Genomic DNA, 21,318 nt, shown 5'->3' with positions numbered 1-21,318 from the left:
CGTGACCGTGACATTTATACATAGGAATGCCTTCCTGAATGGTTTACACTAAGATTAAGTACAATAAAGGGAGTCGGAGGTGAGGCAATGCATATGAACGAGGATCGTTCGGCGTCTGCAGAGCTTGAGTATAAATATATGGTCAGTGGAGACTCCATCTCCAAAGGTGTAGTCTACGATGAAGCCAGAAGCAAATACGTTATTCTGGAGGATAACTACGTCTCTCTTCTGCAAGGGAAGCTGAAGGGGGCGCTGCGCAACACCGCCAGATTCGGCAATACGCTGTTCAAGGGCTTCGGCAATCTGAAGCGCGATGTGCTGAAGGAAAAACCCGATATGGTGCTGATTGAGTATGGGGGAAACGACTGCGATTTCCACTGGGAAGAGATCGTGAATAACCCGGAGGCAGAGCATAATCCCAAGACCGATTTCCCGGCCTTCGAAAGCATGCTCCGGGATATGATCGATTTTTTGAAGACCCAGGGAATCATGCCGATTCTAATGAGCCTGCCTCCGCTCAATGCGGACAGCTACTTCAAATGGGTGAGCGGAAGCAATCCGGCCTCGGAAGCGAAGATTATGAAATTCCTGGGCAGTGTCACGAAAATCTACTGGTGGCAGGAACGGTATAACTCAACGATTATCAAGGTTGCCGAGAGCACCAAGACGAAGATTATCGATGTCAGGGGCGCCTTCCTTCAGCAGCCGGATTATACGGAATTCATCTGCCGCGACGGGATTCATCCCAACCGGGAGGGACACCGGATTATCTTTGACAAGGTGCTCGAATTCATATCGAGCAGTGAGCCCCAGCTCCTGCTGGACGGCAAGGGACAGCCTCTGCACAGCCACTAGAAATCCAAGGCCTGCGGCACATTCGAATGTGCCGCAGGCCTTTTTGATGCCTAAGAGCGCTTTCGGTACACTCCGGGAGCCACACCATAGCGTTCACGGAACACTCTGTGGAAATAGGTATAGCTGCCGAACCCTGTTTCCTCCGCAATCCGCTCCAGCGTATAGTTGCTGTTGTCCATCAGCTGCAGAGCCATCGCCAGGCGGATTTGTCCGGCGTACTGCATAATTGAACATCCAAACTTCCCCTTGAACAGATGAACCGCCCGGGTTACACTGATACCCGCGTGGCGGGCGACATCCTCCAGCCTGAGAAGCGAGGTGGCATGCTCTTCGATATAGCTCTTCATCTTCAGCCCGAGCAGCAGCGATGCCGAGGGAGAGGCAGGTGCTTCGGCAATCGCCCGGTCCAGCAGCAGGCAGAGCGCTTTGAACAGCGCCTCAAGAATTTCCGGGCTGCCTCCGTCCAGCCGGCGCTTCTCCAGGATCAGCTGCTGCCAGACACTCTGCAGCTTGCTGTCCTCGGCAATTCTCGTTTTCTTGGACCGCTCCTGCTTGTTCCACCAGCGGTCCACCCATTCCCCCGTACACATCACGTAATAATCGGCGCTGAAGCCCAGCGGACTCTCCTTCTCGCCTATTCTCAGATCGTATACTTCGCCGGGACGGAACAGCAGCAGATCACCGGGCAGAACAGCAACCATCTCGCCATCAATCAGAGCCTCAGACTCGCCTTCGGCCTGAAGCCTTATGATATAGGTATCCAGCCCCTCACGGAACAGATGCCGGAACGGCTGGATATGCCTTGAGAAAGAGCTGAGATGAATATGAACACCGGGGATTTCCATGGCCTTCCTCCTCTCCGCTTATAACCTTGGCGACCAGATCGTTGAGGTTCTCAACCATATTGTTTCTTCAAAAGCCGGTGGAATACCTTCTATAATCAAATAGAAACTGCCAGACCAGCCTTTATTAAAATCAACAAAACTTTCAGGAGGTTCTGCACCACTATGACACATGCAACCGTTCGCGTCATTCAGACAGCCAAGGAAACCGGAGACCGGCTTGCCGAGCTCAAGGCTCTGACCTTCCAGCCGGATGCCGCAGAGAAGGAAAATGAGCTGATTAATATTTATGAGGACCTGGAATATCAGGTGATCGAGGGCTTCGGCGGAGCCTTGACCGAAGCTTCGGCGGCCACTCTGTCCAAGCTCGGCAAGGAGAGACAGCAGGAGATCATGGATGCCTATTTTCATCCGGAGCATGGAATCGGATACACATTGTGCCGTACGCATATCCAGAGCTGTGACTTCTCCACCGGAAATTACGCTTACGTCGAAGGTGTGGACCCCGGGCTGTCCTCCTTCAATATCTCCAGAGACCAGGAATCGATACTCCCGCTGATTAAGCGGGCGGCTGCTTCCGTAGGCAGCGGCTTCCGGCTGTTCTCCACGCCATGGAGTCCTCCGGCCTTCATGAAGACCAATGGTGAAATGAACAATGGCGGCAAGCTGAAGCCAGAGTACAGGCAAGCCTGGGCCAACCTGTTCGTGAAATACATCCAGGCCTATTCGCAGGCCGGGATTGATATCTGGGCAGTCAGCGTGCAGAATGAAGCCAAGGCCGCACAAATCTGGGATTCCTGCGTTTACACTGCCGAAGAGGAAAAAGATTTCGTGCGCGATTATCTTGGCCCCGCCCTCGAAGCCGCCGGCTTGGCGCATATCAGAATTATGATCTGGGATCACAATAAGGAACGGGTGTATGAGCGGGCGAAGACCGCTTTTGAAGATCAGGCCGCTTCCAAATACATCTGGGGCATTTGCTTCCACTGGTATTCCGGCGATCATTTTGAGGCGCTGGGCGCGGTTCACGACCGCTTCCCGGACAAGAAGCTGTTCTTCAGCGAAGGCTGCCAGGAAGGCGGAGTGCATCTCGGCTCATGGAATACGGGCGAACGCTACGGCCATGACATCATCGGCAACCTGAACAACTGGATGTCCTGCTGGACCGACTGGAACATCGTTCTGGATGAACAAGGCGGCCCGAACCATGTGGGCAACTTCTGTGATGCCCCGATTATCGGGGACACCGTCAAGGACGAAGTGATCTACGAGAGCTCGTATTATTACATCGGGCATTTCAGCAAATATATCCGTCCGGGCGCCGTCCGGGTCGGCAGCTCCAAATATACCGACAAATTTGAAACCACGGCCTTCCGCAACCCTGATGGAACCTTCGCCGTTGTCGTGCTGAACCGTTCGGACAGCGGGCTGCCGTTCACGCTGCGGTTCCGGGGCCGGCTGGCCGAGAACACCATCCCGGCTCACGCCATCCAGACGCTGCTGTTCCAGTAACACCGGCGGCCCAGCCCGTTTCGGAATATCTGCACAGCAAAGCCCGCTTCAAGCAGCGGCTGGAAGCGGGCTTTGCTGTCGCCAGATAACGGCAGCCTTTTCAATTGGTGATGCAAGGGAGAGTGTTTTCTTATTCCGCATGCTCCGGGTGCGGCTGCAGCTCCACATATTTGTCGCCCAGCAGGTTTTTGAAATAATTCCGGTTGTACAGCATGCTGGGATGGGATGGATGGTAGCGCAGTGCGGTTTCATTGAACATATTCGCCTTCTCATGCTGTCCCAGACGGTCGTAGCATAAGGCCAGCTGCAGGTTCGGAAGCCAGGTGCTGTAGGTCTCGTTCCGCATGCCCATGGAGTCATTCTGCCGGGGGAGCATCACAGCAAGCTCATACCAATAGACCGCCTGCTGAAGCTGATTCTTCTCCACGTGCCAGGCAGCCAGCCTGCAGCAAAATTCCGCCCGCGGCTTGTCGTACCTCAGAGTCCGGCAGAGCGCTTCAAAAGACCCTTCCTTATCCCCCAGCCGTTCGCGGCAATCGGCCAGCCGCAGGCAGGCCTGGTAATTATCCTCAATCCAGCCCTGCCCGCCCTCCAGAAACATAGTATAGTACCGGCAAGCATCCTCAAACAACCCATGGTCACGCAGCTCATTGGCGTAATAGTACTGGTCGCGCGGGGAGAACACCTCGCCTCCTGCTGCCCGTTTCTGGTAGATTCGCAGATTGCGGTCCGTGTACGCTTTGTCTTTACCGTGTGTAATACAGACATCACTGCTGTAAAAAGGGCCATAGACCTCCAGGTATTCGTGCACGGGGCCGATCCACTTGAAATTACAGCTGCGGCGGACCAGACGGTTGCGGCGGAGTGAGGTCACCACATTGCCCGCAGCGTCGAAAGCGAGATTATATTGCATATTCACACTGTTCACATGCTCCGGCAGGCTGTCCTTCAGTGCTCTGAAAAGCTCATGGTCCTTGTCCTTCAAGTAATCATCCGCGTCCAGCCACAGAATGTATTCTTTGGTTGCCTTGCTGAAGGCAAAGTTCCGGGCCGCCGAGAAGTCCTCAATCCAGGCAAAATCATAAATAACCGCGCCAAAGGATTCGGCGATTTCTTTGGTCCGGTCTGTTGACCCTGTATCCACGATAATGATCTCGTCCGCAATGGAGGCTGCGGAAGACAGGCAGCGGGGCAGGCTGTTCTCCTCGTTGCGGACGATCATGCATAAGCTGATTTCGATCATGGCGACCTCCTAAGCGTTGTACTTCTATATGAATATGCTGCCTTTTTCAATTGGAACCCTTGTTCTTACCCAGATCCGCTGCCGCTTGTGCTGAATTTTCCGCCGGATTTTCATTCCAAAAAAGAAACTTTTCCAGCGATGCAGAGGTCTCTACAATAGAGAGCAAGGGGGGAACAGCATTTCTGGAGCAACAAAGGAAACCGCCAGCATGACCGCCGCCGCATTAAAGACACTGATGGAGCACTATGGCGAGGCTGTGTGGAACTATGCCTACTACCTGGCCCGCAACAGAAGCGCTGCCGATGATATCGCCCGGGAGACTGGCGCCGCCCTTTCCTTCCCTTCCTCGAAAGACGGAGATGCGGAGGTATCGGTCCCGCTGGCTGCTATGATTTCGATTCCGGTGCTGGATGACGGAAGCAGCCCGGTGTATGATACCCTGCCTCCATTGCCCAAAATGACTTTTCCGCTGCCGGCGGACATGGAAGGCAAACTTGAGGCGGCGCTAGTCTTCCGGGCTGACACCGGCAGCGCTTATATGCTGCTGGTACCCGCAGGCTGGAAGGCATCGGCTGTTACTGGCGTCAATGGCTCCTACGCGACGGCTCTTGAAGATCCGGCAGATCCGCAGCAGAGATTGGATTATTCCGATAATGCCTGGGGCTGTACGGGCTGCGCAACCGGCAGTATCGGAACTTATTTCCCCGGAAAGGCCGGATGGGCGGAGCAGCAGGGGTTTACCGTCATTCCTCCGGCGTTCACACGGCAGTATGTGGCGGGAACCGAAGGAGCGGATGCCCGGACTGTGCGCTATTCGCTCGCTGCGGAAGCAAAAGACTATCAAACGGAAGGAACCGCCTACTATGAAGAGGGGGAATGGGGCTATCTTTTCCGCCAGCTGGAGCTGACCTCATCTTCCGGCTCTGCCGGACAGGATGCGGCCGTGCTTGAGACCATACTAAGCTTTTTCACAGCCAATAGCGGTCCGCTTATTCTTCCCGCTGCCGGGAATACGGAAGCTGGCGCCGAACAACCTGGAGGGCGGAAGCCGGCAGTTCAATAAATTAGGAGCGGGCATGCGGACACAGGGCATGATTTTTGTTATAATATCGTAGAGTCAAGCGGAAACGGCTTCGCCGTCTTTTAAAGGACGGCGTGTTTCAGCGAAAAATAGAAGGATAATATATAGCGTAAAGCATATAAATTCTATTTTTAAAAAGGACCAGGCTGAATTGATCAGGCTTCATCTATTCATATATCAGAAGGGGACGTTCGCTTTGTCAAAAATCATTAAAACCTTAACCATTGCCGGAAGTGACTCCAGCGGAGGCGCCGGCATCCAGGCCGATCTCAAAACCTTTGAGGAGTACGGCACCTACGGCTTCAGCGCTTTGACCACCATTGTTACGATGGACCCGGACAACGGCTGGCATCACAATGTCTATCCGATTGATGCGGCCATTGTTGCGGAGCAGCTGAAAACCGTATTCTCAGGCGGTCCCGTTGACGCCATGAAGACCGGCATGCTGGGCAGTGTGGAGATCGTCCGGGTTGCCGAGAAAGCGGTCAGGGACAACCTGCAGACCAATGTTGTCATTGACCCGGTCATGGTCTGCAAAGGCGAAGACGAGGTGCTGAATCCGGAAAGTGCGGAGGCCATCCGTGATCTGCTGCTGCCGCTGGCCACTGTGGCAACCCCCAATCTGTTCGAGGCCGGTGTGCTTTCCGGGCTGGGCAAGCTTGCTTCCATCGATGAAATGAAGGAGGCTGCGCGGCTGATCCACCTGCGCGGCACGCAAAATGTTGTTGTCAAGGGCGGCAAGGCGCTCGGCGGCGATAGAGCGGTCGATGTTTTTTTCGACGGCTCCGGATATACCGTACTGGAAACCGCCAAAATTGAACCGGCTCACAACCATGGTGCAGGCTGCACCTTTGCCGCGGCCATCACAGGCGGCTTGGCTAACGGATTGTCTGTGCCTGAAGCAGTCGCAAAAGCCAAGGATTTCGTCACCGCAGCCATCCGCAGCGGCTATGCCTTCAACCAATATGTCGGCCCTGTTTTTCATGGCGGCTACCGTCTGGAGCGCTAACACCCGGACAAGTCTGCATCACCTGTACACTGCTGCTGTCGGTACACAAATAATGGCGGAACGGAGAGGCAATGCCCTTCTGTTCCGCCATTATGTATAGAAATAGCCGCCGGGAAGGCAATCTCGTGAAAATCGCCTACTGCGCAGCGCCCTCCTCAGCAATATATTTTACAAAATTCAGAATTTTGTCGTTCTGCTCATCCCTGCCCAGCACTCCAATTTCAATGGACTGGGTATTATGGTTGATGGGCAGCGAAGCTACAAACTTCGAGTCCGTGATATCTACGGCATACAGCTGTTCCTCGGTGCTTTCGCCCACGGTTCCCCATTTCAGACGGGGATCATCACCGGAGATTTTTCCGTCCGCAAGGATCGGCTCCAGATTCTGAAAGCCATCCTGCCCGCCGATCCACTGCAGCGTAGCTTCATCCAGAATAAGAATGTCCGGCGAGTTCGCCGCCAGCTCCACCACGGCTTTTTGCATATAATTCATATCCAGTGTATCAGCTCCCTCGCCGGTCTTGGGAAGATACACGATGCTGCTGTCCACCCGCTTCCATTCCGGGTACTCCTCGATGATCGCCTGGTTCAGCGCATCCATTTTGCCGTCCGGGTCCTGCACCCCGAAATTGCCGATGAACATAATCTTCGCATCAACCGGCGGCAGGGTGGCCAGATACTTCTTATGCTGCCAATTGTTATACAGCGCATTGCCGCCGAAGGCAAGCACGATTACAGCAATAATGGAAATGATGACATGTGTTTTGTAGAGGCGCATAAAGCGCTCCCATTTACGCGCGCCGCCGGCAAGACTGCCGTATTTGGCCAGCCGCTGATCCTCAGCCTCCTGAATTTCCTGCTGATCCCTGGAATCCAGAATAAACTTGATAGCCTGAAAATCCGCTTCATACTCAGCTATCTCCGCTTCAGTGGTCAGGGAGCGCCGCCGTTTCAGCAGCAGATCGAACCGCTTGTTAAGTTCCTCTCTGGTTACGGTTTCGGGCAACCCCAGCCTTCCATAGGCTTGCTTCAGTTTCTCGTTCACAATCAAGTCTCCTTTGGTATGATGCCTGTCCTGCTTTGCGCCGCTGCCGGTACAGTCTGGAATAGTTGTGTCCTCTTCCCTTCTATTTTATCAGACATGGACCCCCATTCTCCAGTCTGCTATCCACGCAAGGGCAGAGACATCAAAAACACTGCAAAAAAAACCTTGAATTTTATGAAAATAGCCCATCTTTATCACAGCTTAAGCCGATAAAAGCAATAGGACAGCCGTCTTCTATTCAATTGACGCACGCAAAAACCCTTCCTGCGCTTGCTCCGGCATAACGGAAGCAGGAAGGGAATATATTGCGCCGCAAATTATGGCAAAGCGGCAAAATCAGGAGGTATAAGAGCGTCCCAGCCCCAGTTCGGTCAGCAGCTGGCGGTAAGCAATAGACGTACGGTCTGCCGGAATATGCGCTTCAGCCTGCAGATCGAGCGGCAGGTCCTCGGGAGTCTGCGCTTCGACCATTTCCGCGTCCTCCCCGAAGACCTGCAGATTGAACTGAATCGTATCCTCAATCGGCGCACTCTTGTCAAAGTTCCTGGAGATCGGGCAGAACAGGCGCGTATAGCGGGCAGAAACGGGGGATGCACAGTTCAGAATTTTGAGCCTTCCCTCATCGGGAAAATATACGGTAAGCGAGGCGGCAAACGGCGGGAACACGCGGAATTCGCGCAGCCACATGAAGCCCTCCGGGGCCGGATTCTCCTGGCCTTTGCCGTAATTGCTGACCGTGCTCCAGTATTCAGCTACCAGCTCATTGCCCTCACGTCTGACCTTGTACTGGGGAACCTCGGTGTTGTTGCGGTCACCGAAGGTTGCCGTATGCACATAAGCGAAATGCGAAACGTCGAGGAAGCCCTCCATCTGACGGCCGGACGAACCGGCAATATCGAAGCTCGGCGGTAAAATATTTATATAGTCCGGGTCAGCCCAGCCCGGGAAATCCGGAATTTGCTCGGCCGCAGAACCCAGACAGGTCCAGATTAAGCCGTAGCGCTCAACAGCCGGGTAGACAATCAGCTTCAGCTTGGGTGAGATTTTGGAGCTGGGATGCGCGGGAACAGCGGTGCATTTGCCCTCGCAGTTATAACGGAAGCCATGGTACGGGCAGACGATTTCACCGTTTTCCACCCAGCCCTTGCTCAGCGGCGCCCCCCGGTGGAAGCAGAGATCACGTGCGATCACAACCTTGCCTTCACTGCGGTAGCATACCAGCTTCATATCCAGCAGCTTCACCGCCAGCGGTTTGTCCTGCACCTCATCCGCTATCGCCACGGGGTACCAGTATTCCGCCAGCACACGCCAGTCCTCAGGGGAGAACGTGCAGTCACGGGGAAGTTCGGGTTCCCGCACCAGTTTCTTGTTTTCCTCTATCATGTTCGTCCCACCTCTCCACTCACTATAAACTACATAAAGATAATTTATTATATGTCATATTATATAACTTATTGTGTATATTTTAATCTTGTTTTGCTGCAAAAATCAATCGTAAATCATTTGTTTTTGTATTTTTGACTAAAAATCTCATTCAAATGTTATGCATCATAACATTTGTCACAGCAAAAAACAGCCCTCCATGAAGCAGAAGACTGTTTTTCTGTTTGAAGCTTGAAGGCCGTCCGTTTACTCAGACCGCTGCATTTTCTTTGGCTGTCAGGTGAACCGGAGTCAGCCGGTAGACGGCTACCCCGTTCCCGTCCATGGAAGAACGGTATTTCTCCACCATCCGTGCCGACATCTCCTGCTTATAGAAGCCCGGCGTGTACTTGTCCAGAATTTTCTGGAGCACCCCGGCTGCCTCGCCCATATCGGTGACCTTGGCTGCTTCTCCGAAGAGCATCACACTGAAATAGGCGGTATCCGCCTTGCAGGGTACCGGGTCGGTCACCGTGCTGTCTTCCCGGTAAACGGTGAAGCTCACCGCCGGGTTCTCCGCGAGCAAACGCACCTTTTTGCCTGAGCCCATGCCATGAAAATATACAGAGCCTTGGTGCCACACATAATTGACCGGCACGGCATAGGGGTAAGCATCCCCTCCGATTCCTACAATGCCAATCCTGGCCGCCGTCAGGAATTCTCCGATTTTTTCCTGGTCGCGGCAGTCCCTTTGCTTATAGCTGATATGCTCCACTAGAGCTTGCGCCTCCTTTCCAGTTCCTTGAGCCGGGTCAAAAATTCCGCCAGCCAGAGGTTGTTCAGCACAATATATTCCTTGCGGGCGAGTACCTCTCCAGACGATTGCACATAAGCTGAAGGCCTCTGCATGTCACTCCCGCAGACTGCAACCAGCCGCTCCAGCATCTCCGGGTTCGCCTCCAGATGGAACTGGAATCCGAAGACACGCTCCTTGTACATAAATAATTGATGGGCGCAGCCTTCACTGCCCGCCAGAGCCTCCGCTTCCGGCGGCAGAACGCTGAAGGTATCATAATGCCATTCCAGCACCATTGAGGTTTCCGGAAAAAAGGAGAAGAGCGGATGCTCGCGGGCTTGGGCGCTCCAGCGGACCGGCAGCCAGCCGATTTCAGGCTCACGGCTTCGCGTTACCCTTCCACCGAGCACATCCGCAATCAGCTGGGCGCCAAGGCAAAAACCGATAACCACCTTCCCCGCAGCAATCGCTGCACGGATGAACAGCTTTTCTTCAGCCAGCCACGGGAAACGCTCCTCTTCATAAATGTTCATGGGTCCGCCCAGGATGAGCAGCCAGTCAAAGCTGTCTATGGCCGGAAGCGTCCCTGACTCATAGAGCAGCGTATGGGCAAGGCTGCACCCCTGATCAGAAGCCCAGGCCGCAATGCTGCCCGCGTCCTCCAGGGCCATATGCCGCAGAAAATGAAGGCGCATCTCAGCCCTGGACGTAAGCTGCTCTGGCAAGCGAAATTTTGGTCTGGTCAAAGAGCTGCCGCACCTGCTCACACATGGTCAGGACACGGATGGAATCCTCCGGCTTCGGCGTGCCGTGGAAATAATCATCCAGCGAACAGATGCCAAAGATGAAGTCCAGAGACCGGATTTCCTTATTCAGCTCCTTGGGAACATCCACAACCGTCTCTACCGCATTCATAAGACAGATATAATTATGGTTAAGCGGCATTACCCCGTAGAGGTGGCACAGGGCGACAAGGTACCGTTCCAGTGCTACTGAGCCTACATTGAATACGAGACTGAACCGCTGCTTTTGACGCAAAAACTGCTCCGCTCTGCGGTGGTATCCCAGGGCATCCCGATAATTCTCTTCAAAAGCCTCCACATCCGTTTCCGTTACCAGCATAGCGACTCACTCCTCCCGCATAACTGAATAATTGCACTTGTTATCCGAATTATTCTCACTAATAAGTCCATAGCTGCACACTGGTTCTACCACACGCTCAGAATCCATTCCTTATTTCTCTTGTACTCCATGTCGGTGAACAGCGTATTCGCAATTTCTTCGGCCAGCCGGATGGCGCCGGCATACCCGACAGTCGGGTGGCGGTACAGTCCCGCGCGGTCATAGGTCGGAAATCCGACACGCACCATCGGGATATTGTTGTCAATGGCGGTAAACCGCCCCTTGGAGTGGCCCAAAATCAAATCCAGCTCCACATCCTTGTTCTTAATCCGGTTCTCAAGCTCCATCAGATCCGCGTTCAGCACGATTTCCATGCCGAATTCCACGTTCTGCTGCAGCGCCTTGATACGGGGATCATTTTTGTAAGTGGTGTTGTCGTCACCGAGAAGCAGCAGTACAGGCTTCATTTCCAGATCGATACAGAATTCGGCAAGACCGATTACCAGATCGGGATGTCCATAGATTGCAACCTTCTTGTCGGCAAGGAACATGTGCACCAGATCAGCCAGCGCATCGATGGCAATGCCCCGTTCACGAACCAGGGATTCCGGGATGGGTTTGCCTGTCAGGTTCTTGACGTTCTGTAAAAAAGTATCCGTGTTGCGGATGCCGATCGGCGTAGGCCCGATGACCGCGGGAATCCCGAACTCATCCTCCAGATACTTCGCGGCTTTGCCGCCTTCGTATTTGTTGAGCGCGATAGTGGCCACTGCGTCGGCTGTTCCGGTCAGATCCGCAATGGTGGTGCTGCCGTGCGATTCTCCGCTTTTATCCGGCATAATCGGGGAATCAAAGCTTTCTATTTCAAACAGCACCGTCGCATCCACCTGCATTTCGGCCAGCAGGTGCTTGAGCGCCGTCACATCTCCGGGATTAACCCAGCCGGTAATCAGATTCAGCTTGCCGTTTGGCTGGTCCCTGCGTGCAAAATGCCTTACAAAAGCATCAACAGCCACGTCGTACCCGCTCACCTGGCTGCCCACAAAGCTGGGCGTATGAACCGCAATCAAATGCACTTCGCGGCCAGCGTATTTTTCCTTGAGCAGCCCGCTGTTGAGCTTCAGAATCACACCGTCCACATCGTCGCCGATGACCTCTGTGGAGCAGGTGGTGATGATCGGCACTACCTTGATATCGGGGTAACGCATGAGCAGGACATCGACCGCTTCCTCGACACGGTTCAATGCGCCAAACACCGCCCCATCCTCATGCACGGAAGAAGAGGCAAGCAGAAAATTATCTTTGAAATGCTGGGAGAACAGCAGACGGACAAACATAACGCAGCCCTGTCCGCCATGGACAATTCCGATACAATCCTTGATTCCGATACTGGCATACTGCGCGCCTGCAGGCTGGCAAGTGAATATCGGATTAATAACACCGCCGCGTTCCTTTTGAACGATTTCACAAGTCATAGTATTACCCCCTCCGATTATTCATGTGCGCGTCCAATTGTAGCTGGACCTGTTATTGCAATATTGCTGCATTAATACTGCTTGACGGTCAGTTCCTTGTTCAGCGATCCGGTAATGGTTACATAGTCGATCCGCTCTTTCAGCGCCTGCATCAGCAGCTTGATTTCCTCTTTGCCCATTTCAGCCAGCCAATCGAACCGCTTGGTATACTCTTCGGCCAGAACTACGGCATCGGCCCAATAGCAGCGGTCCGCCGGGGTTCCTTTGTCCACAGGCTCATCGCACAGAATCTGTGTTGTTTTTGTGAGAACGCCCTCGTTTTGCTTCTCTCTGTCCCATGTGCGGGAGTGAAACTGCCACAGGCATTTTTTCATAATATAATTTTCCAGCTGCGCGACTCTCTCATTCATCAAATCTTCCACGGTCTCTCCCTCCTTCCGCTATACGCCGGCAAGCTGATTTTCTAAATATGGATAAGTTTTGGAGCGCAGCTTGGTCACAGAATCATACCCGCCGGTATATTGTCTTAATGTGGTTGAGGATTTGATTTCCTCACTCAAATTTGCATCCGACATCATCCGCTGGGTGGCAAATCCCTTATCCGTCGGAATCTCATCCTTGCTGATATCCAGGGCTGACAGCTGGTGGATCGGCGAATAGATCGCATTGTAAATGTCCCGCGCGAACCGGACCCAGCCCTCATAGCCCTTGTAAGGCCCATTATGATAGGCATGCGCGTTAAGATAAGGCACACGGATCTTCTTGGCAACCTCGCCTGGGCGTTTGCCTGTGAAAATAATGTCCGGCTTCAGCATTTCCATGGCTTCCAGACCTTCCAGCTCGTTCGGGTCATCAATCGCCAGCGCTCCCTGCTCACAGCGGGCAATTCCCTTCTCCATATCGCCCTGATGGCCGAACTTCGTATACAGGGATACAACCTCCACTCCCATTTCCTCATGAATTACATTGGCCCAGTGCCAGAGCTTGGAGCCGCCCGGCCAGAGGCATACTTTTTTGCCTTGCAGGCGTTTCTTGTACCAGTCCAGCTCGGGTTTCCATCTGGCGGTTTCCCTGTCGATAATCTCCTGTGCCCGGTCCTCAATTCCGAAGAACAGGCCGATCTTCCGGAGCGAGGCCGACAGCGGCTCGAAGCCGAAGCCGTCGATATCCAGACGCGGAATTCCGTATTTCACCCGCAGCTCATTGCAGATATACTCGGCGGAACGCGCACATTCCAGCACATTGAGATGCGCTCTGTGCATTGCTCTCAGATCATCGTAGGAGCCATTTCCGGTAAAGGTGGACAATACCTGGATGCCCATGGATTTGAAATAATCGACCATGACCTCCTGGTCTCCCTGGATATTGTACTCGCCGACATAGTTGATTACATAATCGCTGGTGATCTTCGGTTCAACCGTCCCCACCTTCTGGTTGATCCACGCAATATTGATTTTATGATGACCGCCCGATTGGCTGGGACCTGCGAAACCGGGAGAGTTGCAGACAAAGATGTCAACATCCGGCATTTCATCCATGACCTCCTGGGCAACCGCACCAATATCGTCTCCGATCAGCGCTGTAGCACAGGTAGAGTAAATCGTCATCCGTTTGATGTCGGGAAAAGCCTTGAAGGCTTCAACGATATTTTTCTTGAGCAGCCCTTCAGCTCCGAAGACGATATGCTTTTCCTTCACATCCGAGGCAAAAGTGTTCTTAATCTGGAAATTGTCATTGTCGCTGATATAGCGCTTGGTCTGCCAGGTATCGTAGGTGCAGCCGACCGGACCATGGCTTAGATGGATAACATCCTTCATCGGCGTACCGATTACATGCTTGGCTCCGCAGTAGGCGCAGCCCCGTTCGGAGATCGTCCCCGGAATGGTGTTGAGGTAGCCTTCGGGAAGAGCTGAAGTCAAATCCTCGCCGGGACCCTTGACCACTGCATGCTGTGTCCGTTCGGGAATACACTCGCTGCACTTAAATGTATGATGCGGCATGATTCATTCCTCCTAAAGTTTTATGAGCATAATATTATTGGGCAACAGAATAATTTCGCAAAAATCAATTTTGTAAGAAAAGCCTGAATTGGGTATCAGTCACCGATTCCGTATTTGACAACCATCGCTTCCAGTTCATCCATGCTGAGCGGCTTGGGAATCACAAAGTTTTCATTCTCGATAATTTTGCGGCCCAGCTCTCCGTATTCACCAGCCTGCTTGCTCTCCGCATCGAATTCAACGACCGTCTTCTTATTGAACTCCGCCTTCTGGACAATATTGTCGCGGGGCATGAAATGGATCATCTGGGTGCCGATGGAAGCCGTGAATTCTTCCAGGAACTCTCTCTCTCTGTCCACGTTGCGGCTGTTGCAGATAATTCCGCCGAGGCGGACCCCGCTTTGCTTGGCGTATTTCACCAGGCCCTTACAGATGTTGTTGGCCGCGTATATGGCCATCATTTCGCCGGAAGCCACAATGTACACCTCTTGAGCCTTGCCGTCACGGATTGGCATCGCGAACCCGCCGCACACCACGTCGCCCAGTACATCGAAGAATACGAAATCCAAATCCTCAGTATAAGCACCGTTGCTCTCCATCAGATCAATCGCTGTGATGACCCCCCGGCCTGCACAGCCGACACCGGGCTCCGGTCCGCCTGACTCAACGCACTGGATACCCAGATAGCCCGACTTCACTACCTTCTCGGTTGTGATATTCTCGGCGCCGTCATCACGAAGCATATCCATCAGTGTCTTTTGGTTCATCCCGCCAAGAATCATCCGTGTGGAGTCCGCCTTCGGGTCACAGCCGTGGATAAATACCTTCTTGTCATGGAAATAGGCCATTGCCGCAGCTGTGTTCTGTTGTGTAGTCGACTTCCCGATTCCGCCCTTACCGTAGATTGCAATTTTTCTCGTCATTTCTCCACACTCCCTTTGAATTTTTCTCAATTCTGTTGTTGCTCTGGATTTGACTAGATCATAACAAAATTGAAAAACCTGTCAACGGCATAACCGAACCATACTCCAAGGAACATAAGGAAACATTCGTAAATGGTAAATTGGAAACGCTATTTCAACAAAAAAAGACAGAAAATATCCGTTATAATCCGTACAAAAGCAACCTTTCCTTTATAAAAGCGCAATCATTTTACGCAAAAGAGCGCTTACATCAACTTTGTGTTATATTTTCTTACATATTGAATGAAGCTACTGTTAATTCATCTGTTTTACCGTTGTAACCGGCTGATTAGGGGATGTAAAATGACATATGAAGATATATCCATACCTCCATTGATAAGTTATCTGACACATCGCCGCACAACTCACGGAGCCCATCCAAAGACAGAGGAGAGAATAATCATGAGTCAATTTGCCAGCGTCAACCAAGAGGCCTGCATTGCTTGCGGGGCCTGCAACTCGGCAGCCCCGGACATTTTCGATCTGGACTACAACGGAATTGCCGGAGTGATCTACGAAGGAGACAAGAACCGGGGCATCACAGCCATCGGCGAGGAATTGCTGGAAGAACTGCAGGAAGCCTTCGAGAGCTGTCCAACCCACTGCATTCAGCTGGCCACTGCCGCTTTTGCCTGAGGAATCATCCTTTCATTCACACAAAAGAAGGTGCCATCCTTTAACGGACAGCACCCTCTTTTGTGTTTTTATTCATTTAGCGCCGCAACAATGGACCGGTAAGATTTCAGCGGCCTGCCGCTGGCGCGGGCTATAATTTGACTCAAGAGGGGAAGCTCCTGCAGTTGAATCTCCCCTTTGTGTTTGTAGAGGCCGGACATCGCGGCCGCCACCTCCTCCAGCGGCGCATTGCCCGCCCGCTCACCGATTCCCGAAATGGTTGTGCTGGCCAAGGCTGCCCCTCCCTGAAACGCCGCCAATGTATTGGCCGTTGCCAGCCCGAAATCATTATGTCCATGGAATTCCACAGGCAGCAGGCTCCTGCTCACCAGATGCGAGACTTTTTTAAAGGCCGACAAGGGCTCAAGGCAGCCTACAGTATCCGCATAACGCAAGCGTTGCGCGCCATATTTCGCCGCCACAGCCGCAAACTCGAGCAGAAATCCGGGATCTGCACGGGAGGCATCCTCCGCACCCACAAAGGGTATGCATCCGAAGCTTTTCGTGAATTCCAGGGTTTGCCGCAGTCTTTCCAGCACCCACCCGCGGCTTTTTTGCAGCTTATGCCTCAGATGGAGATCGGACACCGGCAACGAAAAATGAATATGCGAAAACCCGCACGCTATAGACGCCTCTATATCCCGCCAATCCGCCCTGTTCCAGGCAATAAGCGTTGATTTCAGAGGGAGGGACAGCAATGCCTTCAGCGCGGCCTGCTCCTGCCGGCCCATTGCCGGAATGCCCGCTTCAATCCACCTCACGCCCGCACGGTCAAGCGCAAGCGCGATCTCGATCTTTTCTTCCGGCGAGAAGACAACGCCTGCCGCCTGCTCGCCATCACGCAGCGTCGTATCCACAATCTGAAAGAAGCTTCCGGCAGACACGTTCAGCTCTCCTCCCCCCGGGCATACAGGTCCATAAGCTGGGCGTCGCTCAGCGGACCTTTTTGCAGGCCGGCCAGTTCCCTTACCCGCTCCAGCAATTGCCCGGCCCGGCCGGGCGCGAGCTCCAGGCTGAGCTCCCGGAGCTTATGCCTAATAGAGGCGGTACCGGAGTGCTTGCCGACCAGAAGGTTCCGGGACAGCCCCACTTCCTCCGGCCTGATCACCTCATATAACCCGGGATGCTTAAGGATTCCATCCACATGAATACCCGATTCATGCCAGAATATCTTCTTTCCAACCAGCGCCTTGTCCTCAGGCACTTTAAGCTTCAGCATCGACAGCACCTCCTCGCAATCTCCGGCAATGGAACTGCCGACGGAAACTCCGGCGGTCCGATTGCCAAGATGCCTCAGGGCCATCAGCACCTCCTCCATTGCACCCGTTCCTTTGGTTCCTGCTGCGCAGACCGAAGTCCCGGCATACCCCACACCCGCTTGAATGGCCGCAAGGGTGTTGGCCGTCGCCAGTCCGTATACATTCGTCCCGCAGAATTCAAGCGGGCAGAGAGCGGTATCCACCAGCTCCAGTAATTTTCTGCGCACCAAAAAAGGGTCCAGCACGCTTTTGCCATCATAATAGACGATCCGCTCGACCCCATAGCGCTCGATCAGCCTCCAATAACGCTCAAATTCAGCATAATAGGCGGCTGAAGCATCTTCAACAAAAAGATATGGCTGTCCTCCGTAATCACAAATTGCGCATAATACCGCTTCAAGCTGATGAAGCTGCACACCTGCGGGCTTGACAGACCACATTACCGCCACCCGCCGAATGCCCAGCTTGCGGGCCATCGCCGCCTCCGGCAGGGAAGGCTTGATCCGGCAACGAATAGATCCTTCAAATCCGGGAAGTGCGAGTACTTGTTTATGCGCCTGCAGACATCGGACACCCACCTCAAAGGTTTCAACGCCATAACCGAGCAGTATGTCGGACATCCGGGAAATATCCGCAGGCGCCGCATTTCTGCGCAGGGCCTCTTCCATTGTGTAATCCGTTAGAGCAACCATATCCCCCACCCTCTCAAGACAGCCCGCAAGTACCGCAGCCCCCCAAAGGCCCTGCCCCCGCCGATTTATATGCATTCCATTTTACCGCATACTCCATATCGTTCCAGGCGCTTGCAAGGCAATTCCGGATCTGCTCATATTCAGGAGCAGCCTTGTCTGGCTCCATGGCAAGCAATTCAAGTGTAGCTTCACTCAGCAGACGATTCTCCTTGAGGTATTTCCGGAACAGCAGCGCAAAAGCGATCCGCTGGTTTGCCAGCATTCCGGGATCATAATCAATTTCATAGGCTTGCAGCAACGCTTCGGTATCCGCGGTTTCAGACATGATAGCCCCTCCTTAGTTTTTCCGTTTCAAAGTTTTGACCAGCCACAGGGGCGGGTGGTCCTTGAGCATCAGACTCAGTTGTTCCAGCTGCGGGACAATCTCGCTGCCCTGTTCGGACTGCAGAAGAATAATGCCTGCCCTGAGCACCCTTTTGGTCGCATCGCCGCCGATCTTCACGACAAACAAAACGGTACAATCCAGAATAAGATCCACCCGCTGCTGGAATTTATCGCATTCCTCCGATTCCGGCGACGGGTCGGGAAGGGACCGTGACTCCAGTAAACGGTAGCCCTTCTCCCCAAAATCAAAAATGGTAAATGAGTTGCAATGACCGAAATGGCAATCCAGCGTTCTGCCGCCATTCGACGCAAAGGCTATCTTCATCCGCTATTCCTCTCCTTGCTGTACATAGTATTGGCAATGTGGTTCAGCAGATCAGCTGTCCCCCGGTAGCCAACCGTGATGCGGGAAGGCGAACCAAAGCGGTTAAAGACGGGGAACCCCATAGGAAAGTACGGGGTCCCCGTCTTAAGCGCAGACTGTTCCCCATAGGAATTGCTCAGCCACAGGTCGGCCCCGCCTGCCGCCAGCTGTTCCAGATCCTCCAGATCACCGGTCTGTACAGCTTCCGGAATCGCTTCTACAGTCGGTGAAGGAGAGGAAATGACCGCTCCGAAGGATTTGATTCCAAGCTCCGAAAGACATTGGTACAGCGATACCAGATGATCCGGGTCAAGCGCGGCAAGAACCCGCTTCCCCCGGAAGATCGAACGGGTATCCAGCATGCAATCGAGCAGGAACTGCCGCTGCCAGCGGTATTTATTCTGTCCCTCGCTCCCGCTGAACTGCCGGAGGAACAGGAAGAATTCATCGCTTTCCCGCAGCCCCGTCACGCCGGCGAACAGTATATACGGAATGTCCAGCTCCTCCTGCAGCAGCTTCGCGCAGTGCTCCATTGAGCGGCCCAGCACGATCGTATATGCAGACGTAAGCATCTCCCGCAGATAATCCAGCGGAACCCCTCCCCGGGAGAGCGGGGTATGGCCCGTCATTAAATGCCCGGTGAGCGAAGAGGACAAATCCGGGAGGACAATCACCTCGATGTCAAAGGAGGCGATCATTTCCTTCAGCTCCATTACATCTCCCGGCGTCAGATGCGCTCCCGGCAGCAGGTTGATCCGGCCCCGCTTCTTCTTGCGCGTCACTCTTCCGCTGTTCTGAATCACTTTCCTGATCACCGAATACACCGTTTGGGCGTAACCCGACTCCATGGACCCTTCATAATCCGGGAGGCAGAGCCCGCACATCAGCTTGTCTTTGAACAGCAGTTTATGCTGCCTGTAATAAGCCTCGGCGGTTCCCAGCAGATCCTCGCCCACCACCTCTGTCAACGATGTGCCGATCAGTGCAACGACATCCGGATGATGGCGCTCCATCACCAGCTTGATCATTTCACGAATGCCCTCACTCCCGCCAAAAATCAAATTCTGTTCATGGATGGCAATATTCTGAATTGAAATCGGCTCGCGGAAATGGCGGGACAGCACCATTTTCACAGATTCCGCACAGCCCTGCGCACCATGCAGAATCGGAACGGCGCGGTAGATGCCCTGCAGCGCAAGCACACCGCCAACGGCTTGGCTGGTCTGAAAGGGATTCACCGACAGCGGCTTGGAGGAATTGCGGTCAGCTTTGCCCATAGCTGTCCACCTCCCATGGCGAACGCCGGCAGATCATGCTCCAGACCGGCTGCGCAAGGGTGTCCATTACATCCCGGGCAAACCTCCTGACTCCGTCATATCCGGCATAGCCGCCCTGATGCTCTTCATCAATGTTAATAAAAGGAATTTTCTCCTTCAGGGGCACAAAGGCGTTGCGCCCGCTTACGATCATCAGATCGGCCTTGCGGTCCCGGTACAGCTCAAGGATACGGGCTTCGTCGCTTTGAACAACCAGCCGTGTATCTTCATGAATCCGCTCCTTGATCCGCGACAAATCCTCCTGCGCATTTTGATTTGTGCCAATAGCAACAATTTTGATCCCCAGCTCATAGAGCAGCGAAATATAGATCCAGCTTTCAATGCCGTCGGTGAACAGCACAACCTTTTTACCCTTAAGTGATTTGTAGGAACGGAGGATGTCCTTATGGAGGCGTTCTTCTTCGCGGCGCATGTAGCGGTGCAGCTGTTTGTCCAGGCCTTCATCATGAAAGTGGAAGGAGAGCTGCCGCAGGGAGAAGCGGATTTCCCTCGACCCGCAGAAGGAGCCCTCAAAATAAGGAATGCCAAAGGAATCGCGCATCTTCCGGGCCAAGGTAACCATTGAACGGCTGCATACCAGCATATTCAGCTTGGCTTGATGGGCGGAGCACAGCTCGCTGAACGTGCATTCGCCGGCGATGCGCGAGATGACGCGGATGCCTATTTTCGATAGAATCCCTTCAATTTCATGTCCTTCTTTGGAAAAATGGTGGTCGCCAATGAGGTTGATGTCAAAAGGAGTAAGCTTTTTGGGGTCCGAGGCACCGGTGCCGATGACTTTTTCGAAGAGTGCCTCCCCCGCCTGCCGGTTCCCCATATTGCTGCTCCCCATCAGCCCCGAATTGTGCAGCGGAATGACAGGAAGACCCCACAGGCTCTCGGCTTTGCCGCACACCGCATCCAGATCCTCGGCTGTGAGAATAGTGATGCAGGTGGCATATACGAAGATGCAGGGCGGGCGGTAATGCTCCACGATATAATTGATGGCTTCAAGCAGCTTCTCCTGGCCGCCGAGAATGATATCCATCTCCGTAAGACCCATGGAAAAGCCGGATTTGGACAGCGGCCCTCCCGGCAGCCCCGCCTCCAGCATCCCCCAGCTGTTCTGCAGACAGCCTGAGGTGCCGTGAACCAGATGAGCAGCGTCGGAGATCGGAAGCAGAACAGCCTGGGAGCCTTGAAACACACAGCCTTTCGTGATTTCGCCCGGACTCGGTCTGGTACAGCCCTTGCCAGGCTGGCGGTTGTGCTCGCAATCAGGCTCAATGAACAGATTCGGGACACCCTTGGGCATTTCATAACC

The 21,318-nt window shown here is 53.6% G+C and carries 22 protein-coding genes; 5 read left to right on the top strand and 17 right to left on the bottom strand.

What is annotated here, in order from left to right; all coding sequences use genetic code 11:
• The first annotated feature begins 93 nt into the window (after positions 1-93).
• A complete protein-coding gene (locus HYD27_RS15055; protein WP_228745149.1) occupies positions 94-855 on the top strand; it encodes an SGNH/GDSL hydrolase family protein in 762 nt (253 codons plus the stop codon).
• A 50-nt stretch (positions 856-905) separates the two neighbouring features.
• Here HYD27_RS15055 and HYD27_RS15050 read toward each other — a convergent pair whose 3' ends face one another.
• Positions 906-1,700 carry an AraC family transcriptional regulator gene (locus HYD27_RS15050; protein WP_219216445.1) on the bottom strand — a complete coding sequence of 265 codons (795 nt, stop codon included), beginning with the start codon at positions 1,698-1,700 and terminating at the stop codon, positions 906-908.
• 162 nt (positions 1,701-1,862) lie between these two features.
• On the opposite strand from HYD27_RS15050, the gene HYD27_RS15045 reads away from it, so the two are divergent.
• Positions 1,863-3,209: a glycoside hydrolase family 30 protein gene (locus HYD27_RS15045; protein ID WP_219216444.1), complete on the top strand. Its 1,347-nt coding sequence runs from the start codon at positions 1,863-1,865 to the stop codon at positions 3,207-3,209.
• A gap of 130 nt (positions 3,210-3,339) precedes the next feature.
• Here the strand turns inward: HYD27_RS15045 and HYD27_RS15040 are convergent, their stop codons facing one another.
• The gene (locus HYD27_RS15040) at positions 3,340-4,452 is read right to left on the bottom strand and encodes a glycosyltransferase (protein ID WP_219216443.1); all 1,113 of its coding nucleotides are present in this window, start codon (positions 4,450-4,452) and stop codon (positions 3,340-3,342) included.
• 208 nt (positions 4,453-4,660) lie between these two features.
• Between HYD27_RS15040 and HYD27_RS15035 the strand changes: the two genes are divergently transcribed.
• Together HYD27_RS15035 and thiD are read left to right on the top strand one after the other, a co-directional pair.
• Positions 4,661-5,515 (top strand): DUF4850 domain-containing protein, encoded by an 855-nt coding sequence (locus HYD27_RS15035; RefSeq protein ID WP_219216441.1) that lies wholly within the window; start codon positions 4,661-4,663, stop codon positions 5,513-5,515.
• Between the two features lie 214 nt (positions 5,516-5,729).
• Positions 5,730-6,542 (top strand): bifunctional hydroxymethylpyrimidine kinase/phosphomethylpyrimidine kinase, encoded by an 813-nt coding sequence (gene thiD / locus HYD27_RS15030; protein ID WP_219216440.1) that lies wholly within the window; start codon positions 5,730-5,732, stop codon positions 6,540-6,542.
• Positions 6,543-6,678: 136 nt separating this feature from the next.
• Here thiD and HYD27_RS15025 read toward each other — a convergent pair whose 3' ends face one another.
• The 9 genes from HYD27_RS15025 to nifH form a co-directional block, all read right to left on the bottom strand.
• Positions 6,679-7,587, bottom strand: coding sequence for a hypothetical protein (locus HYD27_RS15025; RefSeq protein WP_219216439.1), 909 nt, complete (start codon positions 7,585-7,587; stop codon positions 6,679-6,681).
• Between the two features lie 336 nt (positions 7,588-7,923).
• Positions 7,924-8,970 carry an aromatic ring-hydroxylating oxygenase subunit alpha gene (locus HYD27_RS15020; RefSeq protein WP_219216438.1) on the bottom strand — a complete coding sequence of 349 codons (1,047 nt, stop codon included), beginning with the start codon at positions 8,968-8,970 and terminating at the stop codon, positions 7,924-7,926.
• 250 nt (positions 8,971-9,220) lie between these two features.
• The gene (locus HYD27_RS15015) at positions 9,221-9,724 is read right to left on the bottom strand and encodes a pyridoxamine 5'-phosphate oxidase family protein (RefSeq protein ID WP_219216437.1); all 504 of its coding nucleotides are present in this window, start codon (positions 9,722-9,724) and stop codon (positions 9,221-9,223) included.
• Positions 9,724-10,491 carry a type 1 glutamine amidotransferase gene (locus HYD27_RS15010; RefSeq protein WP_219216436.1) on the bottom strand — a complete coding sequence of 256 codons (768 nt, stop codon included), beginning with the start codon at positions 10,489-10,491 and terminating at the stop codon, positions 9,724-9,726. Before HYD27_RS15010 ends, HYD27_RS15015 begins: the two co-directional genes overlap by 1 nt.
• Entirely contained in the window at positions 10,442-10,867 is a 426-nt protein-coding gene (locus tag HYD27_RS15005; protein WP_219216435.1) for a hypothetical protein, read from the bottom strand. Before HYD27_RS15005 ends, HYD27_RS15010 begins: the two co-directional genes overlap by 50 nt.
• Before the next feature lie 86 nt (positions 10,868-10,953).
• Complete coding sequence (gene anfK, locus HYD27_RS15000) at positions 10,954-12,342, bottom strand: Fe-only nitrogenase subunit beta (RefSeq protein WP_219216434.1); 1,389 nt, start codon at positions 12,340-12,342, stop codon at positions 10,954-10,956.
• A gap of 71 nt (positions 12,343-12,413) precedes the next feature.
• Complete coding sequence (gene anfG, locus HYD27_RS14995) at positions 12,414-12,764, bottom strand: Fe-only nitrogenase subunit delta (RefSeq protein ID WP_219216432.1); 351 nt, start codon at positions 12,762-12,764, stop codon at positions 12,414-12,416.
• 18 nt (positions 12,765-12,782) lie between these two features.
• Positions 12,783-14,342 carry a nitrogenase iron-iron protein, alpha chain gene (gene anfD, locus HYD27_RS14990; RefSeq protein ID WP_219216430.1) on the bottom strand — a complete coding sequence of 520 codons (1,560 nt, stop codon included), beginning with the start codon at positions 14,340-14,342 and terminating at the stop codon, positions 12,783-12,785.
• A gap of 95 nt (positions 14,343-14,437) precedes the next feature.
• Positions 14,438-15,265: a nitrogenase iron protein gene (gene nifH, locus HYD27_RS14985; RefSeq protein ID WP_219216428.1), complete on the bottom strand. Its 828-nt coding sequence runs from the start codon at positions 15,263-15,265 to the stop codon at positions 14,438-14,440.
• A gap of 441 nt (positions 15,266-15,706) precedes the next feature.
• Here nifH and HYD27_RS14980 point away from each other — a divergent pair, with 441 nt between their 5' ends.
• Positions 15,707-15,940: a ferredoxin gene (locus HYD27_RS14980; RefSeq protein ID WP_219216427.1), complete on the top strand. Its 234-nt coding sequence runs from the start codon at positions 15,707-15,709 to the stop codon at positions 15,938-15,940.
• A 68-nt stretch (positions 15,941-16,008) separates the two neighbouring features.
• Here the strand turns inward: HYD27_RS14980 and HYD27_RS14975 are convergent, their stop codons facing one another.
• Genes HYD27_RS14975 through HYD27_RS14950 form a run of 6 tightly spaced genes read right to left on the bottom strand, consistent with a single transcriptional unit; the run spans position 16,009 to position 21,309 of the window.
• Positions 16,009-16,863 carry a beta/alpha barrel domain-containing protein gene (locus HYD27_RS14975; RefSeq protein ID WP_219216426.1) on the bottom strand — a complete coding sequence of 285 codons (855 nt, stop codon included), beginning with the start codon at positions 16,861-16,863 and terminating at the stop codon, positions 16,009-16,011.
• Positions 16,864-16,865: 2 nt separating this feature from the next.
• Positions 16,866-17,930: a homocitrate synthase/isopropylmalate synthase family protein gene (locus HYD27_RS14970; RefSeq protein ID WP_219216425.1), complete on the bottom strand. Its 1,065-nt coding sequence runs from the start codon at positions 17,928-17,930 to the stop codon at positions 16,866-16,868.
• A gap of 13 nt (positions 17,931-17,943) precedes the next feature.
• The gene (locus HYD27_RS14965) at positions 17,944-18,255 is read right to left on the bottom strand and encodes a hypothetical protein (RefSeq protein WP_219216424.1); all 312 of its coding nucleotides are present in this window, start codon (positions 18,253-18,255) and stop codon (positions 17,944-17,946) included.
• A gap of 12 nt (positions 18,256-18,267) precedes the next feature.
• Entirely contained in the window at positions 18,268-18,639 is a 372-nt protein-coding gene (locus tag HYD27_RS14960) for a NifB/NifX family molybdenum-iron cluster-binding protein (RefSeq protein ID WP_219216423.1), read from the bottom strand.
• Positions 18,636-19,955 carry a nitrogenase iron-molybdenum cofactor biosynthesis protein NifN gene (gene nifN, locus HYD27_RS14955; RefSeq protein ID WP_219216422.1) on the bottom strand — a complete coding sequence of 440 codons (1,320 nt, stop codon included), beginning with the start codon at positions 19,953-19,955 and terminating at the stop codon, positions 18,636-18,638. Before nifN ends, HYD27_RS14960 begins: the two co-directional genes overlap by 4 nt.
• A complete protein-coding gene (locus HYD27_RS14950) occupies positions 19,942-21,309 on the bottom strand; it encodes a nitrogenase component 1 (RefSeq protein WP_219216421.1) in 1,368 nt (455 codons plus the stop codon). Before HYD27_RS14950 ends, nifN begins: the two co-directional genes overlap by 14 nt.
• Between the last annotated feature and the right edge of the window lie 9 nt (positions 21,310-21,318).

It is taken from the genome of Paenibacillus sp. S150 (assembly GCF_019352175.1).
Classification (GTDB): Bacteria; Bacillota; Bacilli; order Paenibacillales; family Paenibacillaceae; genus Paenibacillus_AQ.
Note: the sequence above shows the minus strand (reverse complement) of the source record. Positions and strands in the feature narration are given on the sequence as shown.